The sequence below is a fragment of the Natrinema sp. CGMCC1.2065 genome (assembly GCF_051225675.1).
GTDB lineage: Archaea > Halobacteriota > Halobacteria > Halobacteriales > Natrialbaceae > Natrinema > Natrinema thermotolerans.
On record NZ_JBPJSJ010000007.1, the window covers coordinates 66,170 to 82,915 of the forward strand.

The 16,746-nt window shown below is 65.8% G+C and carries 18 protein-coding genes; 7 read left to right on the forward strand and 11 right to left on the reverse strand.

Annotated elements, in window-relative coordinates:
• Positions 1 to 18: 18 nt before the first annotated feature.
• The 3 genes from ACSBP4_RS09295 to ACSBP4_RS09305 form a co-directional block, all read right to left on the reverse strand.
• Entirely contained in the window at positions 19 to 282 is a 264-nt protein-coding gene (locus ACSBP4_RS09295; RefSeq protein WP_006650144.1) for a hypothetical protein, read from the reverse strand.
• An 82-nt stretch (positions 283 to 364) separates the two neighbouring features.
• The gene (locus tag ACSBP4_RS09300; RefSeq protein WP_006181407.1) at positions 365 to 781 is read right to left on the reverse strand and encodes an EamA family transporter; all 417 of its coding nucleotides are present in this window, start codon (positions 779 to 781) and stop codon (positions 365 to 367) included.
• On the reverse strand, positions 781 to 1,203 hold the full coding sequence (locus ACSBP4_RS09305; protein WP_435552047.1) for an EamA family transporter: 423 nt from the start codon (positions 1,201 to 1,203) through the stop codon (positions 781 to 783). Before ACSBP4_RS09305 ends, ACSBP4_RS09300 begins: the two co-directional genes overlap by 1 nt.
• 405 nt (positions 1,204 to 1,608) lie before the next feature.
• On the opposite strand from ACSBP4_RS09305, the gene ACSBP4_RS09310 reads away from it, so the two are divergent.
• Genes ACSBP4_RS09310 through ACSBP4_RS09320 form a run of 3 tightly spaced genes read left to right on the forward strand, consistent with a single transcriptional unit; the run spans position 1,609 to position 3,266 of the window.
• Positions 1,609 to 2,202 carry a DUF7344 domain-containing protein gene (locus ACSBP4_RS09310; RefSeq protein WP_435552048.1) on the forward strand — a complete coding sequence of 198 codons (594 nt, stop codon included), beginning with the start codon at positions 1,609 to 1,611 and terminating at the stop codon, positions 2,200 to 2,202.
• Between the two features lie 12 nt (positions 2,203 to 2,214).
• Entirely contained in the window at positions 2,215 to 2,838 is a 624-nt protein-coding gene (locus tag ACSBP4_RS09315; RefSeq protein ID WP_435552049.1) for a signal peptidase I, read from the forward strand.
• A gap of 5 nt (positions 2,839 to 2,843) precedes the next feature.
• The gene (locus ACSBP4_RS09320; RefSeq protein WP_435552050.1) at positions 2,844 to 3,266 is read left to right on the forward strand and encodes a hypothetical protein; all 423 of its coding nucleotides are present in this window, start codon (positions 2,844 to 2,846) and stop codon (positions 3,264 to 3,266) included.
• A 142-nt stretch (positions 3,267 to 3,408) separates the two neighbouring features.
• Here the strand turns inward: ACSBP4_RS09320 and ACSBP4_RS09325 are convergent, their stop codons facing one another.
• The 3 genes from ACSBP4_RS09325 to purB all read right to left on the reverse strand — a co-directional run bounded on the left by ACSBP4_RS09325 (position 3,409) and on the right by purB (position 6,355).
• A complete protein-coding gene (locus tag ACSBP4_RS09325) occupies positions 3,409 to 4,080 on the reverse strand; it encodes a TasA family protein (RefSeq protein WP_435552051.1) in 672 nt (223 codons plus the stop codon).
• A gap of 60 nt (positions 4,081 to 4,140) precedes the next feature.
• Positions 4,141 to 4,680: a TasA family protein gene (locus tag ACSBP4_RS09330; protein ID WP_435552052.1), complete on the reverse strand. Its 540-nt coding sequence runs from the start codon at positions 4,678 to 4,680 to the stop codon at positions 4,141 to 4,143.
• 289 nt (positions 4,681 to 4,969) lie between these two features.
• Positions 4,970 to 6,355, reverse strand: coding sequence for an adenylosuccinate lyase (gene purB / locus ACSBP4_RS09335; protein WP_435552053.1), 1,386 nt, complete (start codon positions 6,353 to 6,355; stop codon positions 4,970 to 4,972).
• Between the two features lie 177 nt (positions 6,356 to 6,532).
• Between purB and purH the strand changes: the two genes are divergently transcribed.
• A complete protein-coding gene (gene purH / locus ACSBP4_RS09340; protein WP_435552054.1) occupies positions 6,533 to 8,170 on the forward strand; it encodes a bifunctional phosphoribosylaminoimidazolecarboxamide formyltransferase/IMP cyclohydrolase in 1,638 nt (545 codons plus the stop codon).
• Between the two features lie 312 nt (positions 8,171 to 8,482).
• Here the strand turns inward: purH and ACSBP4_RS09345 are convergent, their stop codons facing one another.
• The gene (locus ACSBP4_RS09345; protein ID WP_373631380.1) at positions 8,483 to 8,923 is read right to left on the reverse strand and encodes a DUF5518 domain-containing protein; all 441 of its coding nucleotides are present in this window, start codon (positions 8,921 to 8,923) and stop codon (positions 8,483 to 8,485) included.
• A 212-nt stretch (positions 8,924 to 9,135) separates the two neighbouring features.
• Between ACSBP4_RS09345 and ACSBP4_RS09350 the strand changes: the two genes are divergently transcribed.
• Positions 9,136 to 10,464, forward strand: a complete 1,329-nt coding sequence (locus ACSBP4_RS09350; protein WP_435552055.1) for a glycerate kinase type-2 family protein — start codon at positions 9,136 to 9,138, stop codon at positions 10,462 to 10,464.
• Here the strand turns inward: ACSBP4_RS09350 and ACSBP4_RS09355 are convergent.
• Both ACSBP4_RS09355 and ACSBP4_RS09360 read right to left on the reverse strand, forming a co-directional pair.
• Positions 10,461 to 11,822, reverse strand: coding sequence for a GntP family permease (locus ACSBP4_RS09355; RefSeq protein WP_435552056.1), 1,362 nt, complete (start codon positions 11,820 to 11,822; stop codon positions 10,461 to 10,463). The two genes, ACSBP4_RS09350 and ACSBP4_RS09355, sit on opposite strands and share 4 nt — an antisense overlap.
• A 342-nt stretch (positions 11,823 to 12,164) precedes the next feature.
• On the reverse strand, positions 12,165 to 12,998 hold the full coding sequence (locus ACSBP4_RS09360) for an amidohydrolase family protein (RefSeq protein ID WP_435552057.1): 834 nt from the start codon (positions 12,996 to 12,998) through the stop codon (positions 12,165 to 12,167).
• 187 nt (positions 12,999 to 13,185) lie between these two features.
• On the opposite strand from ACSBP4_RS09360, the gene thsA reads away from it, so the two are divergent.
• A complete protein-coding gene (gene thsA / locus ACSBP4_RS09365) occupies positions 13,186 to 14,730 on the forward strand; it encodes a thermosome subunit alpha (RefSeq protein WP_049964933.1) in 1,545 nt (514 codons plus the stop codon).
• Between the two features lie 104 nt (positions 14,731 to 14,834).
• A complete protein-coding gene (locus ACSBP4_RS09370) occupies positions 14,835 to 15,206 on the forward strand; it encodes a HalOD1 output domain-containing protein (RefSeq protein ID WP_049964932.1) in 372 nt (123 codons plus the stop codon).
• Here the strand turns inward: ACSBP4_RS09370 and ACSBP4_RS09375 are convergent, their stop codons facing one another.
• Together ACSBP4_RS09375 and ACSBP4_RS09380 are read right to left on the reverse strand one after the other, a co-directional pair.
• A complete protein-coding gene (locus tag ACSBP4_RS09375) occupies positions 15,207 to 16,052 on the reverse strand; it encodes an SAM hydrolase/SAM-dependent halogenase family protein (protein WP_435552058.1) in 846 nt (281 codons plus the stop codon).
• A 28-nt stretch (positions 16,053 to 16,080) separates the two neighbouring features.
• Positions 16,081 to 16,599, reverse strand: a complete 519-nt coding sequence (locus ACSBP4_RS09380) for a nicotinamide-nucleotide adenylyltransferase (RefSeq protein WP_006650155.1) — start codon at positions 16,597 to 16,599, stop codon at positions 16,081 to 16,083.
• Positions 16,600 to 16,746 lie beyond the last annotated feature (147 nt).

A 16,746-nucleotide genomic window follows, 5' to 3' on the forward strand; every position in this document is an offset into this window, starting at 1 on the left:
TCGATTCTCTGCGCGGCGTCAGGACAGCAACGTGAGGAGTCCCCCGAGAACGGTGAGGATCGCACCGACCGTCACGACGGTTACTACCCGGTCGTCGGGGATCGAGGGATCGTCGGCGATCGTGACCTGGTAGGCCGTCGCCAGTACCATCCCGACGCCGCCGATCGAGAGCAAAACGGCCGGAATGGAGGTGGTCCCCGACGCGAGCGTCGACAATCCCATGAAACCGAGCGTGCCGCCGATAATGGCCATGGACGCGTGATAGCGGAGTGCGGTTCGCATGTGTGTCAATTGGCCCGGCACGCACAATAACTGTTTTCTCGGTGAACTGTTCGCCCGTCGTGACGGTGTCTCGTCCCCGGCGTCAGACCGACATCAGCGCGATCGCGACCACGCTCAGTGCGATGGCGGCGAGTTTACGCGGTGTGACGGTCTCGTCGAAGGCGACGATCCCGATCAGGGAACTGACTACGATGAACAGGCCGTAAATCGGGACGACGATGCTCACCGGGCCGAGCGCGAGCGCCCGGTAGTAGGTCAGCAATCCGATCGTCAGCAACACGCCCATCGCGAGGATGTACGGGGTGCGGGGGTGGTGCAGATACGGCCGCACGGGGTGGCCACGATAGCGGACGACGAGGCCGACGGTGACGAACATCACCGAGTTCGAGAGGAACACGGCGAGGGAACTCGGCAGATCGGTCATCGCGATCGAGAGCAGCGGCGCGACCAGACTGTAGGCCAGACAGGCGAGGACCGATAGCTCGAGGTATCGGCGCATTATTCCTCACCTCCCGCGGCGAGGTAGATCGCCGCCGTCGCGACGGCGATCCCGGCCGCCCGCGTCGCGGTCAGTTCCTCGCCCAGTGCGGCGATGCCGACGATCGAACTCCCGACGATAAAGAGGCCGTAAATCGGCACGACGACGCTGACCGGTCCCTGCTCTAAGGCCTGATAGTACGCGAGGATCCCCGTCGAGAGGAAGAGGCCGGCGACGTAGACGATCCCCGCCGAGGGCGTCGTCACGTCGGCCGGCTGGCCCGTCCCGGACACCAGGAGGACGACCGCCGTCAGACAGAGGAAGATCGTCGTCGAGAGAAAGAGCGCGACCGCGGGCGGAACCTCCTTCGTCACGAAACTCGTCAGCGGTGCCATCAACCCGTAGGCGAGGAGAGCGACGATCACCCAGAGCAGATACTCCATATGAGCCCTCGGTCGAGGGCATCCAATACTATCACGATTCCGGTACTGCGATCCGGTATCGCGAAGCAGACGGACGGCTCGAGGTGAGCCCTCGGACTCGCTCGTTTTTGACCGGGTTCCGATTCGCGTTTGGTACTGATATCCGAAATCAAACACTATCGGAAATATCTGAAAGCTACAGTAATGGGGTTAAAACAGCCGTATTTGCCATGGTTCGATAATAGGTCTATCCTCGAGTTCGTAATTCTATTATTAATCTTGGCTAGAAAGTCTCTCCGAGAGACAACCGGTTAATAACTATTTATCACAGTCGCCACAGGACGGATCGCACTATCGTATGAGGGGGAGACTTCGAACGAGAACGGTACAGGGGACCGTTCGCCGCCGACCCCGGTGGTCGAACGGATGAGCGTCGAATCGATCGGCGAGACCGCGATCGAGGAGACTGACGAAGGGATCGACGACGCGAGCGACGGACTGACTCAGGACGTGGCGTTCACCATGCTGAGTTGTCCGCGGCGGCGGTACAGCCTGCACTATCTCATGCGGGAACAGCGGGAAGTGTCGCTCCGCGAGCTATCGAGGGAGCTCGCGGCCTGGGAGAACGATGTCGACGTCGACGCCGTGACCCACAAGCAGCGAATGCGCGTCTATACGGCGCTTCGGCAGTCTCACCTGCCGAAAATGGACGAGAACGACATCGTCGAGTTCGACTCCTCGGCCGGCGTTATCGAACTGACCGACGACGCGTCCGAACTCGAGGTGTATCTGGACGTCGTCCCGCACGACGAGATTCCGTGGAGTACGTACTACCTCGGGCTCGGGGGTCTCTGTGCGGTCGCGGTGACGCTTTCGGGAGTTGGTCTCTTCCCGTTCTCAGAACTTCCCGGGCTCGGACTCGCCGCTCTCGTCACGCTGCTGTTCGTAGGATCGGCGGTCGCGCATCGATATCACGAACGAGCGAACCGCCTCGGCTCGGCCGGGGACCCGCCGGCGTGAGGTGCAGTGACGATGATCAAGTCCATACGCGAGGCCGTCTCGGAGCGACGAACCATTGTCAACGTCGTCGGCGTCCTCGTACTGCTCGCCGTCGTCGCGCCGTTCATCATCGTCGGCGTCCCGCAACTGGCGGGCGCCAGCCAGAGCCACGTCGTCCTCTCCGACAGCATGAGCCCGACGTTCGAGTCGGGCGACGTGATCCTCGTCGAAGATGTCGATCCGGCGTCGATCGAGGAGGGCGATGTGATCACGTATGCGGACGGCAGCGGCGAACGGACGACCCACCGTGTGGTCGAGGTCGTCGAACGTGACGGCGAACGACAGTTCCGGACGCAGGGTGACGCGAACGACGACCCCGACGGCGACCTCGTCCCGGCCAGCGCCGTCGAGGGCCGGCACACGCACACGCTGCCGTACATCGGTCACGTAGTTCTGTTCGCCGGCTCGAGGCTCGGGCTCGCGCTGTTCGTGATCGTCCCGGGTGCGTTGCTGGCCGTCTCGGAAGTGTGGGACCTGTACCGGGCGTGGAAGCGCGCTGAAGGCGACGATGACACCACCGACAGGGACGGTGACGGCGATTCGACGGGGGCTCGAGCGGCGGGGAACGGCGCTCCGGAACCGACGGAAGACGATTGATACCAATGCAACCGAACCAACGAACGAGATTCGTGCTTCTGCTCGCGGTGATCACGCTCGCGCTGACAGGGGCGACGGTGTCGACGACGACGGGTGGCTTGACCGACGAGGAAGAGGTGACGCTCGGCGAGGTCGAAGCCAGCTGGAACGAGTCGGTGAGTACCGACGAAGAACAACCGAACGAAACCAGCCGGGAAAACGGAATCGAATCCGATAGCAACGAGACGAACAGCGACGAGATGAGCGGCAACGAAACCGGACTCGAGGCGAACGAGAGCGGAAATCAATCGGGAACGGGAGATGCCAGCGGTGAAGATTCCGACAATGACGGCGCGGTGACGGCCGATAGTTCTCAGAACGCGTCGACGACTGAATCGAACGGACAGGGAACCAACGAGACGACACCGAACTCATCGACCCGTCGGTAGCCGTTCCGGCGATCCATTTCTGTGCTGGCGGCGTAGCGTCTCGTTCCTGTCGCTGTCACTCTTCCAATCAGCCGCAACAGCCGTTCGGTCCGTCGCGACCTGTGGCCCAACTCCAACTGCCGAGAAATGGAAGCGGCGGACGCTACAGGTCCTGGCCGGAGTCCTGATGCAGGGCGTACGTGACCGTGAGATCGAACTCGTCGCCCTGGTAGTCGTTGTTGATCCCGGACACCGAGTTGTCGAACTCGTCATCGTGGGCCCACCGGAACTCCATCGTCATCGACTCGGTGCCGCCGTTCGCGCTCGGGGGCGGACTCAAGTCGTCGAGTACCGCGCCGTTGCCGGTCACCAGATCGTCGATATCCACGATGCCGTTGCTGTTGGCGTCGGATAGGTTGCTGCGAACGTTGGTGCCGTTGTACGTGAACACGGTGACCTCGAACTGGTCGGCCATGCCGTCGGCGCTCGAGGGCATGGTGTCCGCCTCGTTGGTTCCGGTTGAACCATCAGCCTCGGTTTCGTCGACCGAGAAGCCGATCTCCACGTGGTCCGCTTCCAGCGAGCCAGCGTTCTGGAGCGTGAGATCCGCCAGCACCGAGTCACCGGGTTTAGCGTTCGAGATCGTCCAGGTACCTGAGACCCCGTCACCGAATCCCTCGTCAGTGTCGGCCACTTTTAGGTCGAGCGTTCCGGCTTCGATGGTGTTTCCGCTGCTCTCCTCCGTGTCGCTGAAGTACGCCCACGTTCCGGCACCCGACGCCACGCCAACCGCACCGATCGCTGACAGGCCGCCGAGCAGGCGTCGTCGGGTCACTGATACGCGACTGTTGTCGTCGTTCATGGTTTAGACGTTCCCTCGCGGGAACGGATGCTGTTAGGGATCGCCGCCGCTCTGGACGAGTTGCATGGCAACGTCGATTTCCGCGGTTTCGCCCTGCGCCTCGTTGCCAACGCTGGTCGGCAGCTCGAGACCGAGGTTCCCTTCGACGCTTCCGCTCCCGCCGATATCCTGTCCAGTGTCGATCCAATCAGTTGGCACGTTGCTCAGATCGACGCTGCCCGACCCGCCGCCGTCGATGCTGTAGGTCAGATCGAGGTCGTCCGTGAGGTCACCAGACGCGTCGATCTTGATGTACAGGTTTCCGCCGACGTTCCCAGCGTTCGCCAGCGTGAGGTCAACGTCTTCGGACCAGCCCGGGGCGACACCGGAGACATCGAGGTACGAGCCGCTGATGTCATTGTGTCCGTTAACCGTAAGATCGAGCGTCCCCGCAGTCACGGTGTTCCCCGTACTCTCCTCGGTATCACTGAAATAGGCCATCGTCCCCGCGCCGGCAGCCGCGCTGCCAGCGCCGATGAGACCGATACTTCCGAGCACTTTGCGCCGCGAGAGATCGAATTTCTTCTCCGTCATAGTCGTGTTCTCTGTAGTCGCCCCATCGCGTTCGGCGATCGGACCCACCGTCCTACCCCCGAAGGCTCGAGGCGACTCGAGAACGGCTATGCCACACACCCCACTATATATACACCAGATGACAACTTGAGAGGGAAACCCTCACTTCGTCTGAGAGTCCGTATAAGATCGATAAACGAACTGTTAAACGAGAGAACGAACCACTATACGGCGTCTATTTCCGACGAGGACTCTTCTAATATCCAGTATCTGGATCCAGCACGCCCAATCTCTAAAACTCGGCAGCCACCTACTCGAGGCCGTCGACCAACTCGCTGGCCACGCCCGTGTACCCGGCCGGCGTCAGCGCGTGCAGTTCCTCGCGGACGCTCTCATCGACCTCGAGGTCGTCGAACATCTCGCGGAAGTCCTCGAGGGTAACGTCTTTCCCACGAGTCACGGCCTTGACGCGCTCGTAGGCGTCTTCCTGGCCCTCGCGCCGGAGGACCGTCTGGACGGCCTCGCCGATGATCTCGGGGGTGGCCTCGAGGTCGTCGCGCATGACCTGCTCGTTCGGCACGACCTTCGAGAGGCCGGCGGCGGTCTTGCCGTAGGCGATCAGGCAGTGGGCGAAGGCCCCGCCGATGTTGCGCTTGACCGTCGAGTCCGAGAGGTCCCGCTGGAGCCGGGAGGTGGTGACGTAGTCCGCGAGGAAGGTCAGGTCCGAGTTCGCTTTCGAGAGGTTCCCCTCGCTGTTCTCGAAGTCGATCGGGTTGACCTTGTGGGGCATCGTCGAGGAGCCGGTCTCGCCCTCGACGGCCTCCTGTCCGAGGTAGCGATCGGAGACGTAGAGCCACATGTCCAGATCGAGATCGAGCAGGACGTCGTTGGCCCCGCGGAACGCGTCGAACAGCGCCGCCAGATCGTCACAGGGGTTGACCTGCGTCGTGAGCGGTTCGAACTCGAGGCCCAGTTCCGTGACGAACGCCTCGGCGAAGTCCTGCCAGTCGACGTCGGGATAGGCGGCGACGTGGGCCGCGTAGGTACCCGACGCGCCGCCGAGTTTGCCGCGCAGGTCGTCGGTCGCTTGCCGGATTCGGCCGGTCGCACGACCCAGCCGCGAGGCGTAGACGGCCATCTCCTTGCCGAAGGTCGTCGGCGTCGCTGGCTGGCCGTGGGTCCGGGCCAGCATCGGGAGGTCGCGGTAGTCGCGAGCCATCTCGGCCAGCGTGTCGCGGACGCCGTACAGTTCGGGCAGCAACACCTCGTCGACGGCGTCGCGGACCAGCAGCCGATGGGCGAGGTTGTTCACGTCCTCGCTGGTCAGCCCGAAGTGGATCCACGCTGAAGCGTCGCTGCCCTCGGGCAGTCGGTGGCGCACGAAGTACTCGACGGCCTTGACGTCGTGGTTGGTCGCCTCGAAGCCGGCGTGGCCCTCGGTCTCGAGTTTCTTGATCAGTTCGGCGTCCTCCTCGGCGAAGTGCTTGTAGAGTCCTCGTAGCTCCTCGCGTTCCTCGAGGCCGAGTTCCAGCGGCGTCGCCTCGAGGTCGGCCAGCGCGATCAGGTACTCGACCTCGACGCGAACGCGGGCCCGCATCAAGGCGGCCTCGCTCGCGTACGGCGACAGTGGTGCGGTCCGTCCGTCGTACCGACCGTCCAGCGGCGAGACGGCGTACAGGGCGTCGGTATCGGTCATTGTGCGACTCTTTCCAGCGCGGTGCAAAAGCGTATCGAAACCGCGACCCACACAGGGCCACGAGCGTGCATATCTCGCGCGCCCGACTCGGAAATACTACCGGAATAATACACGGTCGTGCATATTCTGAGGATCGAGACCGCAACGGCTTTGCCCCTCGCGGGCGGGCATCCGACCATGACGCGAATCGCCGGGATGGCCGGCAACCGAGGGCGCAACCTGTTGAACATCGCAGACCGAGCGCCGGGCGGGGCCGCGTTCGCCGTGATCCTCGCGACCGATCCGGACGCACCGGTGCTGGAGGGCGCGGCCGAGCGCGGGATCCCGACCGAAGTCGTCCCGCTCGAGGACGACATGGACCGCCGCGATCACGAGGAGGCGGTCCTCGAGGCTCTCTCGGACTACGAGTTCGACCTCGTTTGTCTGGACGGCTACATGCGGATCCTCTCGGAGACGTTCCTCGAGGAAGCACCCACCACGCTGAACGTTCACCCCGCCCTGTTGCCGTCGTTCCCCGGCATGGACGCCTGGGGCGACGCGCTCGAGGCGGGCGTCTCGGTCACGGGCTGTACGGTCCACGTCGTCACGGACGCGACCGACGAGGACGGCGCGGTCGTCGAGGACGATGTCGACGCCGGTCCGATCGTCACGCAGGAGCCGATCCCGGTCTACGAGGGCGACGACGAGGCCGACCTCAAAGAGCGAGTCCTCTACGAGGGCGAGTTCCGCGCCTACCCGCGGGCGGTCAAGTGGTTCGCTGAAGGTGCAGTAGACGTCGACCTCGAGGCGGGCGAGGTCACCGTCGATGCTGACGTGGCCGGCGTCGACGACGCCGATCACGATGGCTTGCCGAGTCGGCGCGTCGTCTCGGACGATCGCGCGGACACGCTCCGCTACGGGGAAAACCCCCATCAGGATGCGGCAGTCTACACCGACTACACCACCGACGAGGCCAGCGTCGTCCACGCCGACCAGTTGAACGAGGGTGCGAAGGGGCTCTCGTACAACAACTACAACGACGCCGACGGCGCCCTGAACCTCATCAAGGAGTTCGACGAGCCCGCAGCAGCGGTCATCAAACACACCAACCCGGCGGGCTGTGCGACCGCCGACTCGCTCTCTGACGCGTACGAGAAGGCCCTCTCGACGGACCCGATGAGCGCCTTTGGCGGCATCGTCGCGCTCAACCGGAAGTGCGACGCCGCCACCGCGGAACAGATCATCGACTCGTTCAAGGAAGTCGTCGTCGCGCCCGGTTACACCGACGACGCCCTCGAGGTCCTCTTCGAGAAGGACAACCTGCGCGTGCTGGACGTGGGCGAACTCGGCGAGCGGACCGAGCGCTTCACCGAGAAGCCGCTGGTCGGCGGTCGACTGGTCCAGGAACGCGACCTCCAGTCGATCTCGGTCGACGACCTCGAGGTCGTCACCGAGCGCGAGCCCACCGACGAGGAACTCGAGACGATGGTCTTCGCGTGGCAGACCCTGAAACACGTCAAGTCCAACGGCATCCTCTTCGCCGACGGCACGGAGACGGTCGGGATCGGCATGGGGCAGGTCTCCCGCGTCGACGCGGTCCGACTGGCGGCGATGAAGGCCGACGAACACGCGGAGGGGAAAGACGCCGAGGGCGCGGTGATGGCCTCGGACGCGTTCTTCCCGTTCCCGGACGGCATCGAAGAGGCCGCCGAGGCGGGCATCGAGGCGGTGATTCAGCCCGGCGGCTCGGTCAACGACGAGGACGTGATCGAGGCCGCGGACGAACACGGGATGGCGATGGCGTTTACGGGTCAGCGGTCGTTCCGGCACGATTAGAACCGCGAGCGAACATAGTGAGTGAGCGGCTTTTTGGTCCAGATTTTTGCACGAGGGGTGAGCGACCATCGGGAGTGAACCCGAGTGGAAAAAGGTGGATGCCGCGATGGCGTTTACGGGTCAGCGGTCGTTCCGGCACGATTAGAACCGCGAGCGAACGTAGTGAGTGAGCGGCTTTTTGGTCCAGATTTTTGCACGAGGGGTGAGCGACCATCGGGAGTGAACCCGAGTGGAAAAAGGTGGATGCCGCGATGGCGTTTACGGGCCAGCGGTCGTTCAAACACGACTGAGCGCGAGCGCGACCAGCACTTCTCACATCGTGATTCCGGCCGGGCGCAGCCAGTGGGTCTTCGCGCGCAGCCAGCCGCCGACCCGCGCGCCGATGGCGGCGAGTACGACGGCTATTCCGAACAGCAACGCGGTAAACAGCGTTAGAAAGCCGACGGCGGCTGCGCGCGCCAGCACCGACGGTTCCACTTCGGTCGCGATGAAGACCAAGACATCGGCGACCATCCACAGCCCCGGCAGCACGCCGATGACGCCCGCTCTGTTCGCGGCTCGAGCGCGCGCCGACGGGTCGGCGACGAGATAGCCGGCGATGAGGCCGGCGACGAACACCGGACCGAGCGCGAGTTCGCTTCCCGTCCGGACGTAGGCGGCGGTCGTGAACGGGAGGGCGGCCACGCCACCGACGAGTCCGGCCCGCCAACTCTCGTCCTCGAGCAGCGGTCGAAGGGACAGGGTGGGGCTCATGGTCGACTAGTCCGCGGCCCGCCGTATAAAGACAATCGGCCGACACGTCCGCCCGCCCGATTCCCGCGAGCGGCCTGACACGAAGCGCATCGAATCCGCGAGTTTTAGCCCGTCGCGACTGACTGCTCACACATGACAGCGACGGGAGCCGCCGATCGAACCGCGAGCGCCGACGCCGGTCCGCGACCGCGCGCCGCCCGGGGTGGACAGACGTGATCGAGGACCGCGACCGACTCGCCTCGAGCGAGGCCCGCGAGGCCGCGCTCGCCTGCGTCGAGGCCGGCATCGAGGCGGGCCATCCACGCACTGTCGTCCGCGAGGCCGTCTCGCTCGCGGGCGAGACCCTCCGCGTCGCCGACGCGACCTACGACCTCAGTGCGTACGACGAGGTCCGCGTCCTCGGGGGCGGCAACGCCGCGGCCCACGTCGCCGCGGCGCTCGAGGACGTCTTGGGCGACCGGCTCGACGGGGGTGTGGTCGTCACTGACGACCCCGTCGAGACGGATCGGGTGACGGTCCGCGAGGGCGACCATCCGACGCCGAGCGAGCGCGGGGTCGCGGGAACGCGGGTCCTGCTCGAGGCGGCCGACGCGGCGAGCGAGGACACGCTCGTGCTGGCGGCGATCACCGGCGGCGGGAGCGCGCTCATGGCCGCGCCCGCCGGCGACGTGTCGCTGTCCGATCTGCAGTCGACGACCGACGCCTTACTCGAGAGCGGGGCCGACATCGGCGAGATCAATGCGGTCCGGAAGCACCTCTCGGCGCTGAAGGGCGGCCGGCTGGCCCGCCGGGCCGCCCCCGCGACGGTCGCCGGCGTGATCCTCAGCGACGTGGTCGGGAACGATCTGAGCGTGATCGCCAGCGGCCCGGTCGCCCCCGACGCGTCGACGTTCGACGACGCGCTCGCCGTTCTCGAGCGTTACGGGATCGACGCGCCCGACGCGGTCCGCGAGCGCCTCGAGCGCGGCGCGGCCGGCGAGATCGCCGAGACGCCCGGGGCGGACGACCCGGCGTTCGAGCGCGTTTCGAATCACGTCGTCGCCGACGGGATGACCGTCCTCGAGGCCGCACGGGACGCGGCGATCGAACGGGGGTACGAGCCGTTGACCCTCTCCTCGCGCGTCCGTGGCGAGGCCCGCGAGGCGGCGACGACCCACGTCGCGATCGCGGAGGAGATCCGGGCCACCGGGACGCCCTTCGAGCCGCCGGCCGTGGTCCTTTCCGGCGGCGAGACGACGGTGACGGTCCGCGGCGACGGGGCGGGCGGCCCGAACCAGGAGTTCGCGACGAGCGCGGCGCTGTCGCTCGCGGCGAGCGGAACCGACGCCGCGGTCGCCGCGGTCGATACCGACGGCATCGACGGCGCGACCGACGCGGCCGGCGCGCTCGTCGACGGAGCAACCGTCGAGGACCCCGATGCGGCGCGGGCGGCGCTGGCCGACAACGACGTCTATCCGTATCTCGAGTCCAGAAATAGCCTCGTTTGCACGGGGCCGACGGGCACGAACCTGAACGACCTGCGGGTACTGGTCGTCCGCTAGAAGGCCAGTCCCGCGACGTTTCGGAGGACGACGATCCAGACGATACTCGAGAGGCCGAGTACCAGCGTCGCGAGCGTCCAGGCCTGGTAGGCCGTCGACGTCTCCATGTCGGTGAACTCCGTGATGATCCAGAAGTAGGAGTCGTTGGCGTGGCTGACGGTCATGCTGCCGGCCCCGATCGCGAGAACGGTGAAGACCTTGCCGATCTCGGTGTCCAGGCCCAGCGAGCCAAGCAGTGGTGCGACGAGCCCCGCCGTCGTCAGGATCGCGACCGTCGAGGAACCGAGCGCGGATTTCATCGCCGCGGCGACGACGAACGCGGCGAGTAGGCCGATACCGAGCCCGCCCAGCGTGTCGGTGATGAAGTTCTCGAGGGGCAGCGCCGAGAGGACCTCGCCGAACGCGCCGCCGGCGCCGGTCACCGCGAGGATGACGGCGGCGTTTTTGATCCCGTCGGAGACCCACTCGTCGGTCACGTCGCTGGTGAAGTCGGGCACGATCGCGAAGGAGATGAACGCGCCGATGATCAGCGCGACGGCCGGATCGCCGAGGAACAGCAGCCAGCGCTGGAGCGTTCCAGTGATCAGTTCCGGGTTCTCCGCTTCGGGGTAGGCGGCGATCGAGCCGACGGCGATCAGTGCGATCGGCACGAGCAGCGGGGCGAACGATGCCGCACGCGAGGGCATCGACCCGTACTCGGCTTTGATCTCCTCGATCGTCATCTCGGGGTTGGGGTCGATGTGGTAGTTCGAGGCGACCCTGTCGGCCCACGTCGCGGCGACGAAGACGATGGGGGCACTGACGATGAGTCCGGCGAGCATGACGAGACCGATGTCCGCGCCGATGATCCCGGCCGCGGCGATCGGCCCCGGCGTCGGCGGCACGAAGACGTGCGTGACGTAGAGCCCGCCCGCGAGCGCGACGCCGAGCGTCGACAGCGAGAGTCCCGATCGCTCGGCGAGCGACCGGTTCAGACCCGAGAGAATGACGAACCCGGAGTCACAGAACACCGGAATCGAGACGATGCTTCCCGTGATCGCCATCACCTGCGTGGTGTACTCCTCTCCGACGTAGTCCAGTACCGTCTCCGCGATGACGATGGCGGCACCCGAGCGCTCGAGGCAGGTGCCGATGATCGTCCCGGCGACGATGACGATCCCGATGTAGCCGAGGATGCCGCCAAAGCCGTCGGTCACGAGCGAGGCGACCTCCGCGGGATCGAGCCCCGCAGCGAGACCGGTCAGGTAGGCGGCGATCAGCAGTGCGAGGAACGCGTGCAGATCCAACTTCGCCGTGGCGACGATGATAAAGGCCACCGCCGCGGCGAGCAACAGTACCAGTGGAAATCCTTCGAGCATGTAGTCGGTTCCCGCTCATGAACGATGATGAATTTATCGATCAATACGCAATTCGTGATACCTGGTATATGATTCAGGCCAATATCTTGCACCTGAAACGTAGGAATAGAGATATTTGGTAAATAATTCAGGCGGATCGAGGACCACTCGTGTCGAAACCCGATGCACTTCGTTCCCGAAGCGCGAGCCCCCTCGCGGGCCGGCTCACCCGCCGCTGTCCGGTCGTCGAGTGGCAGGTCGGCGAAATCCGTTCGTCGGCGGACGGCGGGCGGAGTCCGAGCGGTCGACGAGAACCGCGCGACCCCCGACGCGAACGGGCAGGACCGCGGCCGTCGCTCGGTTTCAGTTCCAGGCGTCCGCCTCGGGTGCGAGCGCGTCGATCACGCGACAGGCGTTTTTCGAAAACGCACGGCGAAGCATGTCCTCGGAGACGTCCAGCGTGAGGATCTCCATGACCGCGACGTTGGGGTGACAGGCCGGCGCGCCGCTGCCGAAGAAGACGCGGTCGGGATGCTCGAGGACGGCGCGCTCGAGCTGCTCGCGGTAGCGGACGAAACTCGTCTCGAGGTAGCAGTCGTCGTACTCGTCGAGGAGGTCGATCATCTCGTCCATCAGCTCCCGATTCAGCGGGTGGCCGCCGAACCGGCCGACGACGACGGGGAACGACCGATCGAGTATCGTTTCGGCGAGGGTTTCGGGAGGCGCATCGACGCCGCCGCGGACGATTACGGGGAGGCCGACGTCCTCGAGGGCCGCCAGCACGTCCTCGTCGGGGTAGTCATCGACGGCGGGGTCGAGGACGAACCCGTGAAAGCGGTCGTCGTAGGCGAACTTCTCGATGTCGCTCGGCGAGGTGTGGTGGTCCTCGCGGCCGCTGACGGCGTTGCGCAGTCGGTCGGTGGTCGTCCGCCCCGGCGTCTCGGTCCCGTTGATCCGGGCGAAGGCGACGAACGGGCGGTCGACGCTCCGCCTGGCGACGCCGTTGTTCGGCGCGAGATAGCTCGTCTCGGGAAGCGCGGGTGGGAAGACGACCGACCCCGTGATCCCCGCCTGATGCATTTCCCGCTCGAGTCGATCCGCGGTGATCGTCGGTACGCTGGGCACCCCCGTCCCGTCCGCCGGCGGCAGCCGCGTCGCGACGTCGACGACGCGGAACCCGTGTTCCAGCTCCAGCATTCGTCCGGCCATTCCGAGCGGACCCATATTTCCCTACCGGCTCGTCGCCGACCCGTCGTGTCGACGGTTCACACGGGCAATCGCAAGACGGAGCGGTGGTAGGAGGGAAACGCTTATATAGAAGTGCTAACGACATAGGTAGTGAGGATCAACGATGGCACAACAGCGACGCATGGGTGGGCAGCCCATGTTCATTATGAGCGAGGATAGTCAGCGAACGCAGGGTCGGGACGCCCAGTCGTCCAACATCATGGCCGGCAAGGCCGTGGCCGAGTCGGTACGTACCACACTCGGACCCCGCGGTATGGACAAGATGCTCGTCGACTCCGGCGGGGACGTCGTCATCACCAACGACGGCGCGACCATCCTGAACGAGATGGACATCGAACACCCCGCGGCCCAGATGATCGTCGAAGTCTCCGACACCCAGGAGGAGGAAGTCGGTGACGGGACGACCACCGCCGCGGTACTGGCCGGCAACCTGCTGGGCGAGGCCGAGGACCTGATCGAGCAGGACGTCCACGCGACGACGATCGTCGAGGGCTACCACGAGGCCGCCGAGATCGCCCTCGAGGCGATCGACGAGCAGGTCAACGAGGCCGACGTCGACGACGAAATCCTCCGACAGGTCGCCGAGTCGTGCATGACCGGCAAGGGCACCGGCGGACTCACCGCCGCGTCCCTGGCCGAGACCGTCGTCGAGGCGATCCGCCACGTCGATACCGACGAGGGCGTCGCCCGCGACAACGTCACCGTTCACACCCAGATCGGTGCCTCCTCGAACGCGACCGAACTCGTCCCCGGGATCGTCGTCGACGAGGAGCCCGCCCACGACGGCATGCCGAGCGCGGTCGAAGACGCGTCGATCGCTATTCTGGACGTCGAACTCGACGTCCGGACCGGCGACGTCGACGCCGAGTACGCCATCGACTCGATCGACCAGCTCAACGCCGCCATCGACGCCGAAGAGGGCGAACTCGAGGGCTACGCCGAGGCCGTCGCCGATAGCGGGGCCGACGTCGTCTTCACGACCGAGGACGTCCACGACCGCGTCGCGAACGCGCTGGCAAACGAGGACGTTCTCGTCTTCGAAGGGCTGGGCGACAGCGACGCCCGACAGGTCGCCTCCGCGACCGGCGCGCGCCGCGTCGGCGACCTCGACGACCTCGAGGACGAGGATCTCGGCTCCGCCGACCGGATCCGCACCGAGAACTTCGGCGACGACGACCTGGCGTTCGTCGAGGGCGGCGCGGCCGCCGAGACGGTCACCGTCTTCGTTCGCGGCGGCACCGAACACGTCGTCGACGAACTCGAGCGCGCCATCGGCGACGCCTTGGACGTCGTCGCGACGGCGCTCGAGTCCGGCGAGGTCGTCCCCGGCGCGGGCGCGACCGAGATCGCGATCGCGGACAAGGTCCGCGAGGAAGCCGCCGGCATCGAGGGCCGTAAACAGCTCGCCGTGACGGCCTTCGCCGACGCGGTCGACATCGTCCCGCGGACGCTCGCGGCCAACACCGGCCGCGACCCCATCGACGCGCTCGTGGACCTCCGTGCCGCCCACGACTCCGAGGGCCGCGCGGGCCTGATCACCGACGGTGACGAGGTCACGATCGACGATCCCTTCGAGTACGGCGTCGTCGACCCCGCCGACGTCAAGCGTGAGGCCGTCGAGAGCGCGACCGAGGCCGCGACGATGATCGCCCGTATCGACGACGTCATCGCCGCCGAGTAACGTCGCTGTTTCCCGCGTTCGCGTTTTTTCGTGTCGCTTGCTGCCGGTCCCGGTCGATTATGGCCATTACTGTTAAGTGTTAACAAACACCATCTAGGTCTAGTATGTCCGGAACCGCTCCGCGAGACACCCTGACGCCGATCGGTGACACTGACGGTCGGACGGTCTACTACGACGAGGACCGCGGGACCTACCACACGTGGTGTGACGACCGCGCCTATGAACCGGTGAGTACGGCCCTGCTCATGACCGTCTCGTCGGTCCTCGGCGTCGAGCCCGACGATCTCGAGGCGCTTTCGGAGTGTATCGATCCGGACGCACTCAACGCCCTGTTCGTCCACTGGCGGGGCGACGAGCCCCGGATCGGCGACGGTTCGGTGTCGTTTACGTTCTCGGAGTGTGCCGTGACGGTGTATGCCGACGGCGAGGTCGTGATCGATCCGGCGCGACAGCGGTCGCGGCCGGCCGATGACTGACTACTCCGCTTCCTCGCCGCCTTCGGGCTCGAGGACCACCCGATCGCCCGGTGCGAGGCCGAACGCGTCGTCGCCGCGGCCGCGGTTGACGTCGAGTTCGACGTAGCCGTGGCTCCCGACGGTCGCGAGTCGCTCACCCGCCGGCACCGCGGCGAACGTGTCGCCGATCGGGACCGAGTCGCCGTTCGCGACGATCCGCGCTCGGTCCGCGAGATAGGTGCCCGGGACGTTCGTAATCGCGTTCCCGAAGCCGTCGACCACCAGTACCTCGCCGACCGCTCGGCCGTCTTCGAGCGTCGGCGTCGGCAACGTCAGTTCGACGTCGATCGCCGTCGGTTCGAGCCACTCGAGCGAGTCCAGCGCCGCTGGATCGGCCTCGTGGACGGCGGCGGCCGCGGGCGCGAAGACATCCCGACCGTGGAACGTGTTGCTCCGGCCACCCGGCGGTCGCTGTGGGCTCTCACCGTCGATCGACTCGACGGGGACAGTCGGTTCGACCGGCTCGAGCGCCGCCTCGTCGACGGTGTAGCACTCGGGGTTCTCGGATCCGGCGAGTCGGGTCGCCGCGGGGACCAAGACGCCGTTGTCGGGGCCGACGAACGTGTGATCGCCCGCACGGAGAACGATCGCGTCGCGGTCGGTTCCGACGCCGGGGTCGACGACGACCAGGTGGGTCGCCGGCGGAAAATAGGGCAGTACTTCTCGGAGCCAGAAGGCGGCCGTACGGACGTCCTGTCGGGGGAAATCGTGTGCGACGTCGACCAGCCGGGAATCGGTGCGTTGCAACAGCACGCCCTTCATCGCCGCGGGATAGGGCGAGCCGAAGTCGGACGCGAGCGTGATCATGGGCTCGGTTACGACTTTCGAGGCCAAATCAGTCCCCGTTCGAGTCCGAATCGCTGACCATCTGAATCCGTTCGATACCGTCCATCTCCTCGACGACCTCGACGACGGCGTCGGGCACGAGCGACTGCCAGTCGCCGTCGGTGATCATCCGTTCGCGGACCTCCGACCCCTCCAAGACGTCGCGGTTGAACATCGGGGACTGGCGGATCTCGATGCCGGCTTCCCGGAAGAGTTGGATGACCAGCGGATTGTTCGAGTAGGCGACGTCGAAGTCGGGGCTCATGCTCTGGACGTGGCTCACCCACACCGAGTTCCGTTCTAAGTCCTCGATCGGGACGGCGTAGGTGACCAGATCGTACTCGACCAGCGACTTCGTGATCATCATGATGCGTTCGCCCGCGGTAAACGGGTTGCGTACGGTGTGTGAGTCGTCGGCGCTCCCGATCCCGAGGACGAGTTCGTCGACGTCTTCGGCGATCTGCTTGACCATGTTCAGATGGCCGTTGTGAAACGGCTGGAACCGACCGATGTAGAACCCCCGAGTCATGCCGGGAACTGCTCGGGCACGGCGCTTAAGCGTGGCGAGTCGTCTCGAACGCGGGACACTGACCGACAGCGCCCCGTCGCCCCCCGCTCGTCCCGTGCCGGTCACGCTGACCGATCACCGAGCGATACATTCGTTGAATATGTACCG

What these genes read in the sequence shown, in the direction of transcription:
- ACSBP4_RS09295 (WP_006650144.1), bottom strand. Translation starts at nt 282, where the DNA reads ATGCGAACCGCACTCCGCTATCACGCGTCCATGGCCATTATCGGCGGC.
- ACSBP4_RS09300 (WP_006181407.1), bottom strand. Translation starts at nt 781, where the DNA reads ATGCGCCGATACCTCGAGCTATCGGTCCTCGCCTGTCTGGCCTACAGT.
- ACSBP4_RS09305 (WP_435552047.1), bottom strand. Translation starts at nt 1,203, where the DNA reads ATGGAGTATCTGCTCTGGGTGATCGTCGCTCTCCTCGCCTACGGGTTG.
- ACSBP4_RS09310 (WP_435552048.1), top strand. Translation starts at nt 1,609, where the DNA reads ATGAGCGTCGAATCGATCGGCGAGACCGCGATCGAGGAGACTGACGAA.
- ACSBP4_RS09315 (WP_435552049.1), top strand. Translation starts at nt 2,215, where the DNA reads ATGATCAAGTCCATACGCGAGGCCGTCTCGGAGCGACGAACCATTGTC.
- ACSBP4_RS09320 (WP_435552050.1), top strand. Translation starts at nt 2,844, where the DNA reads ATGCAACCGAACCAACGAACGAGATTCGTGCTTCTGCTCGCGGTGATC.
- ACSBP4_RS09330 (WP_435552052.1), bottom strand. Translation starts at nt 4,680, where the DNA reads ATGACGGAGAAGAAATTCGATCTCTCGCGGCGCAAAGTGCTCGGAAGT.
- purB (WP_435552053.1), bottom strand. Translation starts at nt 6,355, where the DNA reads ATGACCGATACCGACGCCCTGTACGCCGTCTCGCCGCTGGACGGTCGG.
- purH (WP_435552054.1), top strand. Translation starts at nt 6,533, where the DNA reads ATGACGCGAATCGCCGGGATGGCCGGCAACCGAGGGCGCAACCTGTTG.
- ACSBP4_RS09345 (WP_373631380.1), bottom strand. Translation starts at nt 8,923, where the DNA reads ATGAGCCCCACCCTGTCCCTTCGACCGCTGCTCGAGGACGAGAGTTGG.
- ACSBP4_RS09355 (WP_435552056.1), bottom strand. Translation starts at nt 11,822, where the DNA reads ATGCTCGAAGGATTTCCACTGGTACTGTTGCTCGCCGCGGCGGTGGCC.
- ACSBP4_RS09360 (WP_435552057.1), bottom strand. Translation starts at nt 12,998, where the DNA reads ATGCTGGAGCTGGAACACGGGTTCCGCGTCGTCGACGTCGCGACGCGG.
- thsA (WP_049964933.1), top strand. Translation starts at nt 13,186, where the DNA reads ATGTTCATTATGAGCGAGGATAGTCAGCGAACGCAGGGTCGGGACGCC.
- ACSBP4_RS09370 (WP_049964932.1), top strand. Translation starts at nt 14,835, where the DNA reads ATGTCCGGAACCGCTCCGCGAGACACCCTGACGCCGATCGGTGACACT.
- ACSBP4_RS09375 (WP_435552058.1), bottom strand. Translation starts at nt 16,052, where the DNA reads ATGATCACGCTCGCGTCCGACTTCGGCTCGCCCTATCCCGCGGCGATG.
- ACSBP4_RS09380 (WP_006650155.1), bottom strand. Translation starts at nt 16,599, where the DNA reads ATGACTCGGGGGTTCTACATCGGTCGGTTCCAGCCGTTTCACAACGGC.